Annotated in this window: 16 protein-coding genes; 7 read left to right on the top strand and 9 right to left on the bottom strand. The window is 65.0% G+C overall.

What is annotated here, in order from left to right; all coding sequences use genetic code 11:
• Positions 1-437 precede the first annotated feature (437 nt).
• From NG697_RS16570 to NG697_RS16550, 5 genes are read right to left on the bottom strand one after another with little or no spacing between them, the layout of a single operon-like run.
• Positions 438-1379: a carbohydrate kinase family protein gene (locus tag NG697_RS16570; protein ID WP_252612062.1), complete on the bottom strand. Its 942-nt coding sequence runs from the start codon at positions 1377-1379 to the stop codon at positions 438-440.
• Between the two features lie 2 nt (positions 1380-1381).
• Complete coding sequence (locus NG697_RS16565; protein ID WP_252612064.1) at positions 1382-2440, bottom strand: NAD(P)-dependent alcohol dehydrogenase; 1059 nt, start codon at positions 2438-2440, stop codon at positions 1382-1384.
• A 35-nt stretch (positions 2441-2475) separates the two neighbouring features.
• Positions 2476-3417: a carbohydrate ABC transporter permease gene (locus tag NG697_RS16560; RefSeq protein WP_252614687.1), complete on the bottom strand. Its 942-nt coding sequence runs from the start codon at positions 3415-3417 to the stop codon at positions 2476-2478.
• Positions 3414-4382: a carbohydrate ABC transporter permease gene (locus NG697_RS16555; RefSeq protein ID WP_252614686.1), complete on the bottom strand. Its 969-nt coding sequence runs from the start codon at positions 4380-4382 to the stop codon at positions 3414-3416. Before NG697_RS16555 ends, NG697_RS16560 begins: the two co-directional genes overlap by 4 nt.
• A 60-nt stretch (positions 4383-4442) precedes the next feature.
• Positions 4443-5792 (bottom strand): ABC transporter substrate-binding protein, encoded by a 1350-nt coding sequence (locus NG697_RS16550; RefSeq protein ID WP_252612067.1) that lies wholly within the window; start codon positions 5790-5792, stop codon positions 4443-4445.
• Between the two features lie 275 nt (positions 5793-6067).
• On the opposite strand from NG697_RS16550, the gene NG697_RS16545 reads away from it, so the two are divergent.
• The 3 genes from NG697_RS16545 to NG697_RS16535 are packed head-to-tail and all read left to right on the top strand — an operon-like array spanning position 6068 to position 7563.
• Positions 6068-6991, top strand: coding sequence for an AraC family transcriptional regulator (locus tag NG697_RS16545; RefSeq protein ID WP_252612069.1), 924 nt, complete (start codon positions 6068-6070; stop codon positions 6989-6991).
• Positions 6988-7344: an NAD(+)--rifampin ADP-ribosyltransferase gene (locus NG697_RS16540; protein WP_252614685.1), complete on the top strand. Its 357-nt coding sequence runs from the start codon at positions 6988-6990 to the stop codon at positions 7342-7344. The genes NG697_RS16545 and NG697_RS16540 overlap by 4 nt, the downstream gene beginning before the upstream one ends.
• 33 nt (positions 7345-7377) lie before the next feature.
• The gene (locus tag NG697_RS16535) at positions 7378-7563 is read left to right on the top strand and encodes a carboxymuconolactone decarboxylase family protein (RefSeq protein ID WP_308293062.1); all 186 of its coding nucleotides are present in this window, start codon (positions 7378-7380) and stop codon (positions 7561-7563) included.
• Between the two features lie 83 nt (positions 7564-7646).
• Here NG697_RS16535 and NG697_RS16530 read toward each other — a convergent pair whose 3' ends face one another.
• Both NG697_RS16530 and NG697_RS16525 read right to left on the bottom strand, forming a co-directional pair.
• Positions 7647-8423 (bottom strand): alpha/beta fold hydrolase, encoded by a 777-nt coding sequence (locus NG697_RS16530; RefSeq protein ID WP_252614684.1) that lies wholly within the window; start codon positions 8421-8423, stop codon positions 7647-7649.
• Between the two features lie 95 nt (positions 8424-8518).
• Positions 8519-9187, bottom strand: coding sequence for a metal-dependent transcriptional regulator (locus NG697_RS16525; RefSeq protein WP_252600505.1), 669 nt, complete (start codon positions 9185-9187; stop codon positions 8519-8521).
• Between the two features lie 52 nt (positions 9188-9239).
• Between NG697_RS16525 and NG697_RS16520 the strand changes: the two genes are divergently transcribed.
• From NG697_RS16520 to NG697_RS16510, 3 genes are all read left to right on the top strand, one after another.
• Positions 9240-10391 (top strand): multicopper oxidase domain-containing protein, encoded by a 1152-nt coding sequence (locus tag NG697_RS16520; protein ID WP_252614683.1) that lies wholly within the window; start codon positions 9240-9242, stop codon positions 10389-10391.
• On the top strand, positions 10388-12160 hold the full coding sequence (locus NG697_RS16515; RefSeq protein WP_252614682.1) for a ZIP family metal transporter: 1773 nt from the start codon (positions 10388-10390) through the stop codon (positions 12158-12160). The genes NG697_RS16520 and NG697_RS16515 overlap by 4 nt, the downstream gene beginning before the upstream one ends.
• Before the next feature lie 107 nt (positions 12161-12267).
• Positions 12268-12840: an MOSC domain-containing protein gene (locus NG697_RS16510; protein WP_252600500.1), complete on the top strand. Its 573-nt coding sequence runs from the start codon at positions 12268-12270 to the stop codon at positions 12838-12840.
• On the opposite strand, the gene NG697_RS16505 is transcribed toward NG697_RS16510, so the two are convergent.
• A complete protein-coding gene (locus NG697_RS16505) occupies positions 12841-13212 on the bottom strand; it encodes a VOC family protein (protein ID WP_252600498.1) in 372 nt (123 codons plus the stop codon).
• A 93-nt stretch (positions 13213-13305) separates the two neighbouring features.
• On the bottom strand, positions 13306-14037 hold the full coding sequence (locus NG697_RS16500; RefSeq protein ID WP_252600496.1) for a TetR/AcrR family transcriptional regulator: 732 nt from the start codon (positions 14035-14037) through the stop codon (positions 13306-13308).
• A gap of 169 nt (positions 14038-14206) precedes the next feature.
• Between NG697_RS16500 and NG697_RS21210 the strand changes: the two genes are divergently transcribed.
• The gene (locus NG697_RS21210; protein WP_252600494.1) at positions 14207-15211 is read left to right on the top strand and encodes an NAD(P)-dependent alcohol dehydrogenase; all 1005 of its coding nucleotides are present in this window, start codon (positions 14207-14209) and stop codon (positions 15209-15211) included.
• The last annotated feature ends 25 nt before the right edge of the window (positions 15212-15236 follow it).

Here is a 15236-nt window from a genome sequence, read left to right as displayed (position 1 = left end):
CAAACCACCAAAACCAGTCCGGAACTTCCCTAGCGCCAACGGCTGCACGGGATCCTACTCCACCCGTAGATTGCCCCTGGGGACACGCTCAGGAGTACTGGGCCACTAGCGGAGACTCAACCCTGCTCCAACGCTATTCGCCCGGTGCCGACACCATAGCCAGCGGTGTGATCGTCCACGACTACTGGGAAGAAGTCATGATTCTCTCTGGAGAACTCACTGATGTGAGTCTCGGGAGGACTTTCACACCCGGCATGTACGCCTGCCGCCCACCTGGCATGCGTCACGGACCCTACCTCAGCGGCGCCGGCTGCAGCATGCTCGTTGTTGTTCGGCCTTCCCCGGAACCCGGCGCGAACGGACTCTTGGGGCCCTAGCCGAACGGACGCACGACGGCGGGACCTCCTTGAGTTCGTCCGCTTCCGCCTGATGCCGCGTCAGGAAGGCAACGGAACAGACAGCAGACCGAGTTCAGCCGAGTGGGGTGGGTTTGCCCCCGGCCTGGAGCAGGTGATCGCCGCGGCGCGGTTAGCGTAGGCGGCGAGCGCGTGCAGTTCATCGCGGGATAGGCTCTGGAGCCCGTCCCGCGCGCGGGCCCCGAGCGCTGCGAGCTGGTCCAGACCGGAGATGAGCGCGGCCATGAAGGAGTCGCCGGCGCCCACGGTGTCTGCCACGGAGACGGGTTCGGCTGCCATTTCCGCCCTCCCCTGGCGGGCAAGAATGACCGGGCCTGATGCGCCGCGCGTCAGGGCTACGAGTGCCGGTCCGAGTTCAAGCCAGGCTGCCAGGCTTTCCTCCGGCGTCCGGTGCGGATAGAGCCAGGCGAGGTCCTCATCGCTGGCCTTGACGATGTCGCTCACGGCGACGAAACGCTCCGCCTGCGTGCGGGCCGCGGCCACATCGGGGCAAATCGCCGGCCGACAGTTGGGGTCGAAACTGGTCGTCGCCCGGTCACGGGCGGCCTCCAGCAGTCCAAGCGTGGCCTGGTCACCGGGCGCCAGGACGGCCGCGATCGATCCCGTGTGGACGTGGGTGGAACCTTGGACCGCGGCCAAGGCCGGAAGCGACGCCCCATTGATGTCCCAGCTGATGTTGAAGGCATAGATGGCCGCCCCATCCGGACCGAGCGTGGCGGTCGCCGTTGACGTGGGCGAACTGCCGCCCCGGATCACACTGACGCCATTGGCCTTCAGGTGCCCCTCGATCATGTCCCCATGCGGATCACCGGCATAGTGCGTCACAAGGTTCGTCGCCAAGCCCAGCCGTGCCACGCCCACAGCCACGTTGAGGGGACTACCTCCCGGGTGGGCCTGGACCTCCCCCGGCCGGCGGGGGTCCCTGATGATGTCCACGAGCGATTCGCCGATGACGGTGATCATGTTCAACGGCCCGGGTAGACGACGGCTTTGAGCTGGCCGGCCTGCTTGCCCGCTTTCAGGGCTTCTTCGGACTCGGCAAGGGTGAACTTTCCGGTCACGAGGATGTCCAGGTCCACTTTTCCATCCGCGATCAGTTGGATCGCCAGCGGCCAGGTGTTGGTGTAGCGGAACACGCCGGAGAGCCAGATTTCCCGGTTCTGGATGAACGAAACAGGGAGTTCGACGTCGTCCGCCCCGAGCCCCACCAGGATCACCCTGCCGGCCGGCCCAACGGCTTTGATCCCGGAACGGACTGCCTGCGGTGCGCCGGAAGCGTCAATGAACGCATCGACGTCGAGCCCTTCCACACTGTCCGTTATCGCGTTGAGCGCGTGCGTTGCGCCGTGTTCCAAAGCGAATGCGAGCCGGTCCTCGGCGATGTCCGTGATGTAGATTTCACTCGCCCCAAAGGCGCGTGCGGCCTGCGCGGCGATGATGCCGATAGGGCCGGCGCCGGCGATCAGCACCCGGCTTCCGGGCTTGATCTGGGCCCGTTCGCAGGCCCAGAGTCCAACCGACAACGGCTCAATGAGGGCGGCGGCCTCGTCGCTCACATTGTCCGGAATGTCATAGGCGAAATCGGACTGGATGGTGACGTACTCAGCAAACGCGCCATCGATCGGCGGGGTGGCGTAGAACTCGATGTCCGGGCACAGGTTGTAGCGGCCGGCTTTGCACTGCCTGCATTTACGGCAGGGGCGCTGAGGCTCAACCGCCACCCGCTGTCCGACCCGGGCGGGATCCACTTCGCTGCCGACGGCGGCGATCCTGCCGGAGAGCTCGTGGCCGAGAATCAGCGGGTGGTCCACCACGTAGTCGCCGATCCGGCCGTGCTCGTAGTAGTGGACATCGCTGCCGCAAACGCCGACGGCGGCAACCTGCACCAGGACCTGGTCGGCCTCGAGCCGGGGAACGTCCAGGGTTTCCATTGCCATGTCCCCTTTGCGCTTAAGGACGGAGGCGCGCATGGTTGCCGGCACATCCGTACCGAGCGCAGGGGACTGTGCGGTTGGTGTTGTCATGGAAAGGCATCCTTAAGAATCGGGCGGGAAGACGGTTACTTGACGGCGCCGAGTGAGAGGCCCTGGACCAGCTTGTCCTGGGCGGCGAAGCCTGCGAAGAGGACGGGCAGGGAGATTACGACGGCGGCGGCGCAGACTTTGGCGAGGAAGAGTCCTTGGCTGGAGACGAAGCCGGTGAGGAAGACCGGGGCTGTTCCGGCCATGACGCCGGTGAGGACGCGGGCCAGGAGGAGTTCGTTCCAGCTGAAGATGAAGCAGATCAGGGCTGTGGCGGCGATGCCGGGCATGGCCACGGGGGCGACGATCTTGCGGAGGGTCAGCAGCAGCCCGGCGCCGTCGATCTGTGAGGCTTCAAGCATTTCCACCGGCACTTCGGCCAGGAAGGAACGCATCATCCAGACCGCGATGGGCAGGTTCATGGAGGTGTACATCAGGACCAGGAACCAGATGTTGTCCAACGCTCCTGCCATCTTGGCGAACAGGAACAGCGGCAGGATGGCGGCCACCACGGGCATCATCTTGGTGGAGAGGAAGAAGAACATCACGTCTGTCCACTTCTTGACCGGCCGGATGGACAGCGCGTAGGCGGCCGGGATGGCGAGCACCAGGACCAGCACGGTGGAGCAGATGGAGGCTGTGGCTGAGTTGATCAGCGGCGGCCAGGGGCTGACGCCTGAGCTGGCGCCGAAGAACTCCTGGTAGGCGTCCAGCGTGATGTCGGCCGCGAGAGAGGGCGGATTGGTGGCGGCGTCGACCTCGGAGTGGAAGGAGGTCAGGATCATCCACAGGACCGGCGCGGCGAAGAGCAGGGCCAGGATCCAGGCGGCGACACCGGCGGCTGTGTTGTTGCGGGTCGGGTCCATCCGGGACTTGCCGCGGCGTCGTGATCCGGTGTTCCGGGCCGTCGGACGATGTCTTGTGTTGCGGGGTGTGTTGCGGGGTGTGTTGCGGGGTGCGGCAGGAGTGAGGGCGCTCATCGTGCTGCCTCCTTCTTGAAGAGCGAGAAAACGGTTCGCAGCGCAAAGGTGGCCACGATGATGGTGCCGATGACCACCACGACGCCGGCCGCTGATGCCAGGCCGTATTCGTTGGCGAAGTAGAACGTCTGGTAGACGGCGTAGGGCAGGTTGGCGGTGCCCAGGCCGCCGGAGGTGAGGGTGAAGACGGCGTCGAAGTTCTGCACGATGTAGATCGCGCCGAGCAGGCCGCCGAGCTCCAGGTACTGGCGCAGGTGCGGCAGTGTCAGGTGCGTAAAGATGTTCCAGGGGCTGGCGCCGTCCATCTGGGCTGCTTCCACCGTGTCCATGGGACGTGACTGCAGGCCCGCGAGCAGGATCAGCATCATAAACGGCGTCCATTGCCAGACCAGGGACAGGATGACAGCCATCAGCGGGGCCTGGGACAGGAGGTCCGGCTGGGGCGGGGTGTCGCTGCCGAACAGGGACCAGATCCGGGTGAGGATGCCGTTGATCAGGCCGTAGGTCGGGTTCAGGAGTGCGTGCTTCCAGACGAGGGCGGCTGCTACCGGCACCACGAGGAACGGTGCGATCAGCAGGGTGCGGGCCAGGCCGCGGCCGATGAACTTCTTGTCCAGCAGCAGCGCGAGTCCCAGGCCGATGACCAGGGACGCCAGGACCACCGAGACGGTCAGGACGATGGTGGTGAAGATCGCCTGGCGCAGGTCAGCGTTGGTGAGGACCTCGATGTAGTTGCTGAATCCTGCGAAGCCGGTCTGGTCCGGGCGGAGGCTGTTCCAGTTCAGGAACGAGATGAACAGGCTCACCACGAACGGCAGCTGGGTGACGATGATGAGGAAAATCAGGGCCGGCAGCAGCGGTGCTCTCCGTGCCCACGCCATGGCACGTTCGCGTGATTTGGCGTTCTTGGAAGGTTTGGCTGCACTGTTCCCGGTCCGGGAGACGCGCGCTGTTGCGGAAGTCATGATGTTCTCCTGGGGTTCCGTGGCCCGCCGGGGCGGGCCACGGAACCGGTTGGTAGGTGGTTACTTCTGGTACTTGTCGCCGATTTTCTGTGCCGCTTCCTGGCCCTTGGCCAGTGCGTCGGCCACTGAGCCCTGACCGGCGATGGCGGAGCTCACACCCTGGGAAACCGTGGTGCCCAGATCCGCGAACTCCGGAATGCCCACGAACTGGATGCCTACGACGGGCCGTTCCTGGAGGCCAGGGTTCTTCGGGTCGGCGTTCTCGATGGCGGAGCGCTCAGCCTCGAAGAACGGGGCGGCCTTCTGGAATTCGGCGTTCTCGTAGGTGGAGATGCGCTTGCCGGACGGAACCTTGGCCCAGCCAAGCTTTTCGGCGACCAGTTCCTCGTATTTCTTGGAGCTGGCCCAGGCGATGAACTTGCCCGCCGCGTCCTGCTTCTTGGAAGCAGCCTGCACGCCCCAGGACCAGGTCCACAGCCAACCCGAGGACTTTGTCTCCTTGACCGGGGCCTGCACGTAGCCGATCTTGCCCTTAACCGGGGAGGAATCGGCCTCGAGCGAACCGGCAGCCGAGGTGGCGTCGTACCACATGGCCACCTTGCTCTGGCTCATGTTGTTCAGGCATTCGGTGAACCCTGCCTGTGCGGCACCGGCCTCGCCATGCTTGCGCACCAGGTCCACGTAGAACTCGGTGGCCGCGGTGAACTCCGGAGAGTTGACCTGGGCATTCCAGTCCTTGTCGAACCAGGTGCCACCAAAGGTGTTCACGACGGTGGTCAGCGGTGCGAAGACCTGGCCCCAGCCCGGCTGACCGCGAAGGCAGATGCCTTTCATACCGGCCTCGGCGCCGTCGGCCTGGGCTGCGAGTGCCGCCACCTCATCCCACGTCGGGTTCTCCGAGATCTTCAGGCCCTTGGCCTCAAAAACATCCTTCCGGTACATCAGGAAAGAGGACTCGCCGTAGAACGGTTCACCGTACAGCTTGCCGTCCTTGCCCGTCAGGGAAGCCGTGTAGGCGGGGAGGATGTCGTCCTGGTTGAACTCGGCATCCTTGGCGACGTTGTCCAGGGGCGCCAGCCACCCGTTGGCCGAGTAGAACGGAATCTCGTAGTTGGACAGCGACGCGACATCGTACTGCCCGGCCTGGCTGGAGAACTCCTGGCTGATCTTTGCGCGGACATCGTTCTCCGGCAGGATCGTGTAGTTGACCTTGATGCCGGTGTCCTTGGTGAAGTTGTCCGCAGTCAGCTTTTGCAGGTCCTCCATCTGCGGATTGTTCACCATCAGGACGTTGATGCTGTTCTGGTCACCGGCGGTGCTTCCGCCGCCGGCGCCCGAACAGGCTGAGGCAGAAAGTGCGATACACAGGGCACCTGCGGCGAGAGTTGCGGCGCGAATTTTCGGGCGCATTAAGGACTCCTTTGTTCTTCATGGTGTGCGCAGTCGCAGCACCCCGACTGCTGTGTCGAAGTACCGGACTGGAGCGAGGCGAAAGATCGGGAATCCGACGTGCCGCGCTGTTGTTCCTCAACATTAGGCCTGTGGGACAGGGCACAACTAGCGTCGTGGTTGCTACTTTCCGATACTAATTTTCCCTAACCACCCTCCGGGATAGGCGCTAATCTGAGGGAAGGCGCCAACGGCGCTGTCCATATTTCATGAACTCGGATGCCTGGAGAACCACTATGAGCGCTGCAGATACCGGCGACGGGGCATCGGCCAGGCTTGCCGAAAGGCTGCTGGGGATGCGGGCCAGCCGGGAGGTCATCCCGGCGGACCCGCACCATTCGGTCCGGTGGCACGAGCATGACTACCCCACCGCGGCGGCCCGCTGGAATTACCACCCCGAGTACGAGATCCACCTGATCAGGAAAGGCACCGGCAAGTTCATTGTCGGGGACCACATCGGCACGTTCGAGGCCGGGCATGTGTCCCTGGTGGGATCAGGACTACCCCACGACTGGGTCAGCGACCTCGAGCCCGGGGAGGTCATTGCCGGCAGGGACGCCCTGATCCAGTTCGATGGAAAGTGGGTGGAGCAGACCGCGGCCCTCGTCCCAGAGCTGGCCGAAATCGAACCCCTGCTGGAACAGTCCGCACGCGGCATCGAGTTTCTCGGGAGCACGGCCCTGTCTGCGGCCGCATCCATCGAAGCGATGGGCACCGCCACCGGGCTGGGGCGTCTGTACCACCTGCTGGAACTCTTTGCCATCCTTGCGCGCTCACCGCAGGAGGACCGGCGCTACCTCGCTGACGAATGGTTCAGGCCGCAGCTGGACGGCCAGGCCGCGGCGGTGGTGGACATCGTCCTGGAGTACGCGTTCGGCAATCACGCCGACAGCGTCAAAATGTCCGAGGCGGCGGCCCTGGTGGGAATGTCCGAACCGACCTTCTCGAAATACTTCAAGCGCGCCACCGGCCAGAACTTCAGCGATCTGGTCCGCAAACTCCGGCTGGCCCATGCACGGCGGCTGCTCGAGCGCAGCGACAAGCCAATTTCGGACATTTGCTACGAAGTCGGGTTCTCCAACCTTTCCAACTTCAACCGGCATTTCCTGAACGACGCCGGCGAAACGCCCCGGAGCTACCGCCAACGAATGCAGGGGTGACCCACACCCAACGTGCGCTAAGCGGTGGGCGAGCTAGAGTGAAAGCCCACTTCGAGGAGGCCATACACGTCGAAATACGGGGAGCGGAAGACGGCGAACTATATCTACCTGACCGCCACGTTGGATGCGGCTACCTGGGAGCGGAGCTCGGGGTGGGCGAGGGACCAGGCAGGATCTACCGAGTCGAACCCACAGGACCCTTTGAGGATGACCCCAACCTGACGGACAAGAAGTTCCCTGGCAACCCCACGAGGTCCTACCGCACCCAAGAGCCCCTGCGCGTAGTTGACGAGATCTTGGATTGGCAGCCCCATTCCCCCCCAGTGGCTTCAGAACAAGCGGAACCACCTTGAAGAACTCAAACGGCTGGGCATCGAGGCAATCAACTGAACTCCCGCGTAGTCCAGCGGGAGCGCAGTGAACTCCCACCACGGGACCGCAGCCTCGTCACTGTTGCCAGCTTGGTCACCGGCGGCAGCACGGAGCAGCTCCGAGGACATCTCGTCCGGGCCAAGGCCAATGGCCTCACCGAAGCCGAACTCAAGGAAATCATCATCCACCTGGCTTTCTAGCGGGGTGGCCCAAAGCCATGTCCGCCATCACGGTAGCCAAGGAAATCTTTCGCTCCTGAATCCGCGCACGTCCGCTCTCTGTTTCAGAGGGGTGCTTTGGCGGTGATGAACTGCCGGATCCACTGGATGGTTTCCGGGCGGTCCAGGTGGAGGCCGTGGCCGGCGCCGGGGACTTTGACCAGCGTGGAGCGGCGGATGTGCCGGTGCAGCTGGACGGCGTTGGGCATGGGCGTCAGGGCGTCGTGCGTGCCGTGGAGGATGAGGGTGGGCGATTCGATGGCGCCGAGCCGGCTCCACGCATCGTGGTCCCGGCTGGCGCGGAAGTGGCGTGCTTTGGCCCAGGCGGTGGCCCTCGAATTGAAGAAAGTGTGTATTGCGTCGGAGTGGTCCGCGGCCCATTCCGGCGCGAAGAACAGGGGCTCCAGTCGCGCCATGTCGCCGCTGACCAGCGCTTCCATGGCGTACTTGGTGGGCTCGGCCCCGGCCAGTTTGCCTCCGCTGGTGGCAGCAAGAATCAGCGTACGAACACCTTGCGGGTGGTCGATGGCGAGCCATTGGGCGACCCGCCCGCCCATGGAGTGGCCGTACACGTGCGCACTGTCCACGTTCGCCGCCTTGAGGACAGCCGCTGAATCGGCGGCGAGGAGCCGCGTGGTGTAGCGGCCGGCGTCGCCATTGCTGCTCCCGCCGATCCCCCGATGGTCGAAACGAATGACGCGGAAATGCTGTGCCAAGGCCTCGGCCGCTGGCCCCCAACCGTCCATGGCGGTTGCCTGGCCGGCGATCAGGAGCAGGGGCTCGCCATGCCCTTCTTCGGCCCACGCCAGCTCGGCGCCGTCGGGAGCCAGGGCAATCTTCACGGTGACACTCTATCTTTACGCGCGGCCAGGGCGATGTGGTGCAGGGCACGGCGGGCATGCGCCGGGCCAGCCCGGAACGCTGTCCCGGGGGGCCCTTAGTTTGCCACCACCCAGATTGCTTCGGCCGCGGAGGGGCCCAGGTCAACGTCGCGGTCCCCGACCCGAATCGTGGTCACGTCCGCATACGGGCGGTGTGCCAAGACTTGGAGCCGGGTGTCCGGTCCCAGCCCGAGCTGGGTGAAGTACCGGAGCATGTCCGGGTCCGCGTCCGAGATTCTTGTGATGGTGACCGTCCGTTCCGGTTCCACGGATGTCAGGGGATCCCCTTGCGGGGGGTGCGGTAGCCCATTTCCCGAGGGGATTGGGTCGCCGTGTGGATCCCTGGTGGGGTGGCCGAGCTTCTCGTCGATGCGCTGGATCATGGTGTCGGAAACGGCGTGTTCGAGGATCTCGGCCTCGTCGTGTACCTCGTCCCAGCCGTACCCCAGAATCTGCACGAGGAATGTTTCCAGAAGCCGGTGCCTGCGCACCATTTCGACAGCGTGTGCCCGGCCGGCGGGCGTCAGTTCGATGCTGCCATAGGGGGCATGGGTGACCAGGCCCTGCTTTACCAGCCGACGGATGCCGTCCGAAACGGTTGACGGTTTCACTGCCATCCGCTCGGCCATGGCGCCAACAGTGATGGGAGCCTCGGCCCATTCCGTTGAGGACCAGATCATCTTCAGGTAGTCCTGCGCGGAAGCTGTCAGCTCGGAGACGGTCATAACCCCATATTACCAGCCGAACATGAATGTTAGACTGGCCTAACATAAGTGTTTGACCAATGGAGATGAGATGGACGGCATGCCGAAACCTGAGGGAAAGACGATGCCGACCCGGCGTGCCATGCTCACAGGAGCGGCGGCCTTCGCCGCCGCGCCTGCGCTTGCCGGCTGGGCACCGTTGGATTCCAAGGATCCCGGGCATCACGCCGGACACGGCACGGTCTCAGGTCAGGCAGCGAAGACCTCCACGGGCGGTTCCTCAGCGGCGGGCGCTGGTTCGCCCCGCACGGACTCTGGCCACATGGCGAACCATGCCGGTCACGCAGGCTTCGCCGGCGGTTCCGTCCCGCCGGAGCGCGCCGGGATGGACCCGACCGCGATCCTGCACGATTTTGACCGAGGGACGACCAGTAAGCTTCCGGACGGCCGCACCCTCCGGGAATGGGACATCGTCGCGGTGGACAAAGATTTCGAGATCGCCCCCGGCGTGACGTTCCCGGGCTGGAGCTACAACGGCCGGATCCCCGGTCCCACTCTCTGGGCGCAGGAAGGCGACGCCCTCCGGATCCACTTCACCAACGCCGGCGCGCACCCCCACACCATCCACTTCCACGGGATCCACCGGGCCGAGATGGACGGCACCCCGGGGATCGGCGCCGGGTCCATCGCTCCGGGCCAAAGCTTCACCTACGAATTTGATGCCACACCATTCGGCACGCATCTCTACCACTGCCACCAGTCACCACTGGCGCCGCACATCGCCAAGGGCCTCTACGGCGGCTTCATCATCGAACCCAAAGAAGGCCGGCCGAAAGCCGACAACGAAATGGTCATGGTGATGAACGGGTATAACACCGACGGCGGCGACGACAACGAGTTCTACTCCGTCAACGGCCTGCCGTTCCATTTCATGGACTTCCCTGTCCAGGTCAAGCAGAACGAGCTGGTCCGGATCCACCTGATCAACGTCCTCGAATACGACCCCATCAATTCCTTCCACGTGCACGGGAACTTCTTCCACTACTACCCGACCGGGACCATGCTGACCCCCAGTGAATACACCGACACCATCTCCCAGGTGCAGGGCCAGCGCGGCATTGTGGAGCTCCGCTTCCCGTACCCGGGCAAATACATGTTCCACGCCCACAAGACCGAGTTCGCTGAACTGGGCTGGATGGGCTTCTTCGAGGTAGGCGCATCATGAGCCTTGATGAAAAGTCAGCAGCCGCCCTGGCGGCAGCACCCCACCGCCGGCCGCCGGTCCCGCGGTGGCTGCTCGGCATCGGCCCGCTGGTCCTGATCGCGATCCTCCTCGGACTGTTCACCTTGCTCAACGCACCGGGCCTCAACAAACTCTCCGAGGGCGTTCCGCCGAAGGAGGAGGTCGCCGTCGAAGACGTCCGCCTGACGGCCGGCCAGATCGCCATTACCGTCCGCAACGAAGGACCGGACCCGGTATCAGTCGCCCAGGTGAACGTCTCGGATTACTATGCCCTGTTCACGCAGACCCGGGAGACCATGGCGCCGCTGGAGTCCACCACACTGACCATCAGCTACAACTGGGTGGAGGGGGACCCCTACGAGGTGGCGCTAATGACCTCGAACGGCGGCAAGATCCCGGCGGTTATTGAAGCGGCCGCCCTGAGTCCGGAGCGCGGTAGTTCCTTCTTCGGACTCATGTTGCTCATGGGGATCTATGTAGGCGTGATACCGGTAGCCCTGGGAATGCTGTGGATGCCGTTCGTGCGCCGTTCGTCCGCGTCCTGGGTCCGCGTCCTCTTGGGAGTCACCGTCGGGCTGCTGGCCTTCCTGGCCATCGACGCGACCCTCGAAGCCGTGGGACTCGTCGCCGGCAGCGGCGCGTTCGGCGGCCCGATGGTCGTCTTCCTCGGCGCCGTGACCGCCTACCTCATCCTCGAGGGAACGGATGCGTGGATGCGCCGGCACCAGAACGCGACTACCGCTGGCCAACCTTCAGCCCTGCCGCCCCAGCACCTGGCGCTGCTGATCGCCATCGGCATCGGCCTGCACAACTTCGGCGAAGGACTCGCCATAGGATCCGCCTACGCGGTGGGCTCACTCGCCCTGGGCGCCTCCCTGATCGTCGGTTTCGCCATCCACAACACCACCGAGGGCCTGGCGATCGTCACCCCGCTCGCCAAACAAGCCCCCGGCCTGGGCCGCCTGGTGATCCTGGGCCTGATCGCAGGAGCGCCCGCGGCCGCCGGAGCCCTCATCGGGGCGACCGTTTACCAGCCGGCCCTCGCGGCCTTCCTGCTCGGCATCGGAGCCGGAGCCGTCGCCCAGGTGGCCGTCAAACTCCTGCCAATGCTCAAGGACACCGCGGGCAAGACCCTCACCCCGCTCACCGGTGCCGGCGTCGTCCTGGGCATGGGACTGATGTTCGCCACCGGCCTGCTAGTCCAGGCCGAGGCCAACGAACCAACAGCGACTTGGCGGACGACGGCGGGACCTCCCGCCGTCGTCCGCTGGCGTTTAGTCGGGCTGCCCCGATTTTTTCGGCCTACCTATTGCCCCGGGACCAACGCTTCAGGCACACTGGCTACAGATCCGCAGGAACAAATGCTTCCGCCGATCCAGCCCGCCGGACAATTCGGCCGGCCACCGCCCCATCAGAGATGCCGGGCAACCCCTCTGGAACCACCGCTTTCCGCCTCCCCGGTACGCCCGGCCCCGGAAGCCTGTGCCCACCCAGAGTCCCGGGATCCCGCCGAGAAAGAGACCACCATGATCAAGCGCCACTCTGACCTCGTCCTGGCAATCACAGCCCACGATCCTGACACCGTCGAAAACGACCTCAACACCGCCGTGGAAATGGCCCGCGAACACGCCATGAGGGAAAGCCGCCACGGCATCCTGGTCACACAACACAGCTACACCAGCTACACGGTCGCCGTCAGCCGCGATGTCCCCTACGGGCAGACACACGAACGGCGCGATCTGCCCGCGTAGCAGTAACGCAAGCGGACGACGGCGGAACCTCCCGCCGTCGTCCGGTTGCGTCTGGGGCCTGCGCGAACGGTCACTTAAGCCCCCGTGCGGTGGCGTAGTTTTGTGGCATGACGGAAACCTATCGGTACGACGTTGAGGTCCTGCATCTCCTGGTGTCGCCGGCGCACGCGTACTTTGGCCGAGCCCGCGAGGGTGCCGCGGACGTCCCCACCACGGATGCCGGGCGGGTGGAGTTGGTGGCGGGCAAGGGCATCGTCGGTGACCGGTTCTTCGGCAAGGCCGCGCACATGGACGCCGCAGTCACCCTGTTCGCGATCGAGTCACTCGAGGCCATCGCCGCGGAGCTGGGAACGGCACGGCTGGACCCGCTCCTGACCCGGCGCAATGTTGTGCTCCGAGGGGCCCACCTGGCTCCGCTCCTGGGGCACGACTTTGCTCTGGAATCCCAGGGAGACCTGGTGCGGCTCACGGCCGGGCGGCCCGCCCATCCCTGCGTCTGGATGGATGAGATGCTGGCCCCGGGGGCGCACAAAGCAATGCGCGGGCGGGGCGGTGTGCGGTGCCGGGTACTTTCCGACGGCGTCCTGCACCGCGGGCCGGCGGTGCTGGTCAGCCCCGTGCCGCTGGAGCCCGAACGGGCTGGCGAGGCAACGGTGTTGCGGGCGTCGCGGCTGCCCTAGTCAGACATGCTGATCCACGAGCACCGGATTGCCGTCCGGATCCACGACAATAAAGCTCCCCGGCCCGCTTATAGCTTCATCAGCCTCGGAAACGAACTCGGTGCCTGCGGCTTTGAGTTCCCGCTGGAGGTCGCGCACATCGGTGAAGGAATCCAGCGCTTCCGCGTTCTGGCTCCAGCCCGGGTTGAACGTCAGCATGTTCTTCTCAATCATCCCCTGGAAGAGGCCAATAACGGTCTCGCCGTTCTTGAGGATCAGCCAGTTCTGCGTGATATCCCCGCCGAAACTCGTGAAGCCCAGCTTCTCGTAGAACGCAGCCGACGCCGCGATGTCCTTAACGGTGAGGCTGATCGAAAAAGCGCCGAGCTGCATGCGTAACTCCACTCTCAAAGGGACGGGTGTTCCGATGATACCCACGGACGCAAGCGGACGACGGCGGGAGGTCCCGCCGTCGTCCGCTCCCGGTCAGCCCCGCTCGAGTCGGGCGGCTGCGGAGCTGTAGTCCCGCTGGTGCAGCCGTTCGATGCCGTCGAGGAGGAGATCCAGGGCGAACTCGAATTCAAACTGGTCGTCGCAGCCGCCGCCGACAACCGAGCCGTCATCGTGGCTGGCAGCAGTCGCCACCTGCAGGACGTTCGGGTAGCTGGCAGACATTTCCTGGAACATGGCAGCCTGGACTTCCGGCGCCACGTCAGCCGGCCCTTCGCCGGACTCGCTGGCGGCCGAGTCGAACAGTTCCTGCGTGAAGCCCCACATCCGGCTTCCGATGGCGTGCATCACGTGGTGGGTGAGATCCACCGAGAAGCCCCCGGTGAGGAACATGCCAATGAACGAGTCCATGTAGCCCAGGACGGCGGGGGTCCGGTTGGTGCGCGTTTCGAGGACGGGCCGGGCCCACTTGTGGCGCTGGAGGACGCGCCTGGCCGAGAGCACCCTCAGCCGCACGGTGCTCTTCCAGTCAACATCGGCAACGGGAGGATCAATCTCGCCGATGATCACCTCCACCATGCCGTCGAGGAGCTCGTCTTTGTTGGCCACGTGTTTGTAGAGCGCCATGGGCACCACGTCGAGGTCCTGGGCGAGCCGGCGCATGCTGAGCGGGCCGATCCCCACCTCATCAGCGAGGGAGACGGCCGCCTGCAGCACGCGATCCCGGTTCAACCGCGGCCGGCGTTCCACGGAAATCTGCTGAGCCACTGTTCCCTGCTTCCGACGGTATATACATCTTCCATTGACAAGTGTACTAAGTACACCTACAGTCATTTTCATCAGAAAGGTGTACGCCGTACACCTTATGTAAAAGTCGGGAGTTCATCATGAATCCAACCCAGCCGGCGGCTGCCACGGCCGCTGCCGGAGCCTCGCTGTGAAGGCCGCGACGTACCGCCGCTCCGGCGGCCCGGACGTCGTCAGCGTCGAGGAGATCCCCCAGCCGCCACCGCGGCCCGGAGAAGTGCTCATCAAGGTCATGGCCAGTACTCTCAGCGCCGCCGACTACCGCGCCCGCAGCCGCAAGGTACCCGCGGGGCTGGAGGCACTCACGGCGCTGGCGCTCGGCGTCTTCCGCCCCCGGACCCGGGTCCTTGGTATGGACATTGCCGGCGTAATCGACTCCGTCGGCCAGGGCGTGACCGCGTTCCGGCCCGGCGATGAGGTTATTGCGATGCTCGGCGCCAGGTTCGGCGGGCATGCCGAGTACGTCTCGGTCCCGGCTGACGGGCCCATCGCCGCCAAACCCCGGAACATGGGCTTCGAGGAGGCCGTCACGTTGATTTTCGGCGGACTCACGGCCAAGAACTTCCTGGGCCTGGCGGCCATCAAGCCCGGAGACACTGTCCTCGTCAACGGAGCATCAGGCGCGGTGGGAACGGCGGCAATACAGCTGGCCAAACACCTGGGCGCCCATGTCACCGCCGTGTGCAGCGGAGCGAACAAGGAACTGGTCGAATCACTCGGGGCGGACAGCTTCATCGACTACACCACGGATGATTTCACCGAAGCGGACACAACGTACGACGTCGTTATGGACTGCGTCGGGAACGCTCCGTTCACCAAGGTGGAGGGGTCCATCACACCGGGAGGTGCCCTGCTCCTGGTCATCGCCGACTTCAAAGGACTTCTCGGCGCACGGGGACAGAGCCGCCGAAGCGGCAAGCTGGTCACCGCCGGCAGCCTCAAGCTCACATACACCGCCGACGACGTCGCTTTCCTTGTGGGCCTCGCGGAGGAAGGAAAGTATCAGGCAGTCATCGACCGGACCTACAACCTCGCCGACGTGGTCGAGGCCCACCGCTTCGTGGACACCGGACGCAAGCGGGGCAATGTGGTCCTGCGCGTCCACCAGCTTCAGGGACAGATGCCAAACCACTGAGGCGGCTAGACGGACGGCGCGCCGT

It is taken from the genome of Pseudarthrobacter raffinosi, assembly GCF_023913835.1.
Taxonomy (GTDB): domain Bacteria; phylum Actinomycetota; class Actinomycetes; order Actinomycetales; family Micrococcaceae; genus Arthrobacter; species Arthrobacter raffinosi.
This window is presented reverse-complemented; position numbering and strand designations above follow the sequence as displayed.

What these genes read in the sequence shown, in the direction of transcription:
- NG697_RS16570 (WP_252612062.1), bottom strand. Translation starts at nt 1,379, where the DNA reads ATGATCACCGTCATCGGCGAATCGCTCGTGGACATCATCAGGGACCCC.
- NG697_RS16565 (WP_252612064.1), bottom strand. Translation starts at nt 2,440, where the DNA reads ATGACAACACCAACCGCACAGTCCCCTGCGCTCGGTACGGATGTGCCG.
- NG697_RS16560 (WP_252614687.1), bottom strand. Translation starts at nt 3,417, where the DNA reads ATGAGCGCCCTCACTCCTGCCGCACCCCGCAACACACCCCGCAACACA.
- NG697_RS16555 (WP_252614686.1), bottom strand. Translation starts at nt 4,382, where the DNA reads ATGACTTCCGCAACAGCGCGCGTCTCCCGGACCGGGAACAGTGCAGCC.
- NG697_RS16550 (WP_252612067.1), bottom strand. Translation starts at nt 5,792, where the DNA reads ATGCGCCCGAAAATTCGCGCCGCAACTCTCGCCGCAGGTGCCCTGTGT.
- NG697_RS16545 (WP_252612069.1), top strand. Translation starts at nt 6,068, where the DNA reads ATGAGCGCTGCAGATACCGGCGACGGGGCATCGGCCAGGCTTGCCGAA.
- NG697_RS16525 (WP_252600505.1), bottom strand. Translation starts at nt 9,187, where the DNA reads ATGACCGTCTCCGAGCTGACAGCTTCCGCGCAGGACTACCTGAAGATG.
- NG697_RS16515 (WP_252614682.1), top strand. Translation starts at nt 10,388, where the DNA reads ATGAGCCTTGATGAAAAGTCAGCAGCCGCCCTGGCGGCAGCACCCCAC.
- NG697_RS16510 (WP_252600500.1), top strand. Translation starts at nt 12,268, where the DNA reads ATGACGGAAACCTATCGGTACGACGTTGAGGTCCTGCATCTCCTGGTG.
- NG697_RS16505 (WP_252600498.1), bottom strand. Translation starts at nt 13,212, where the DNA reads ATGCAGCTCGGCGCTTTTTCGATCAGCCTCACCGTTAAGGACATCGCG.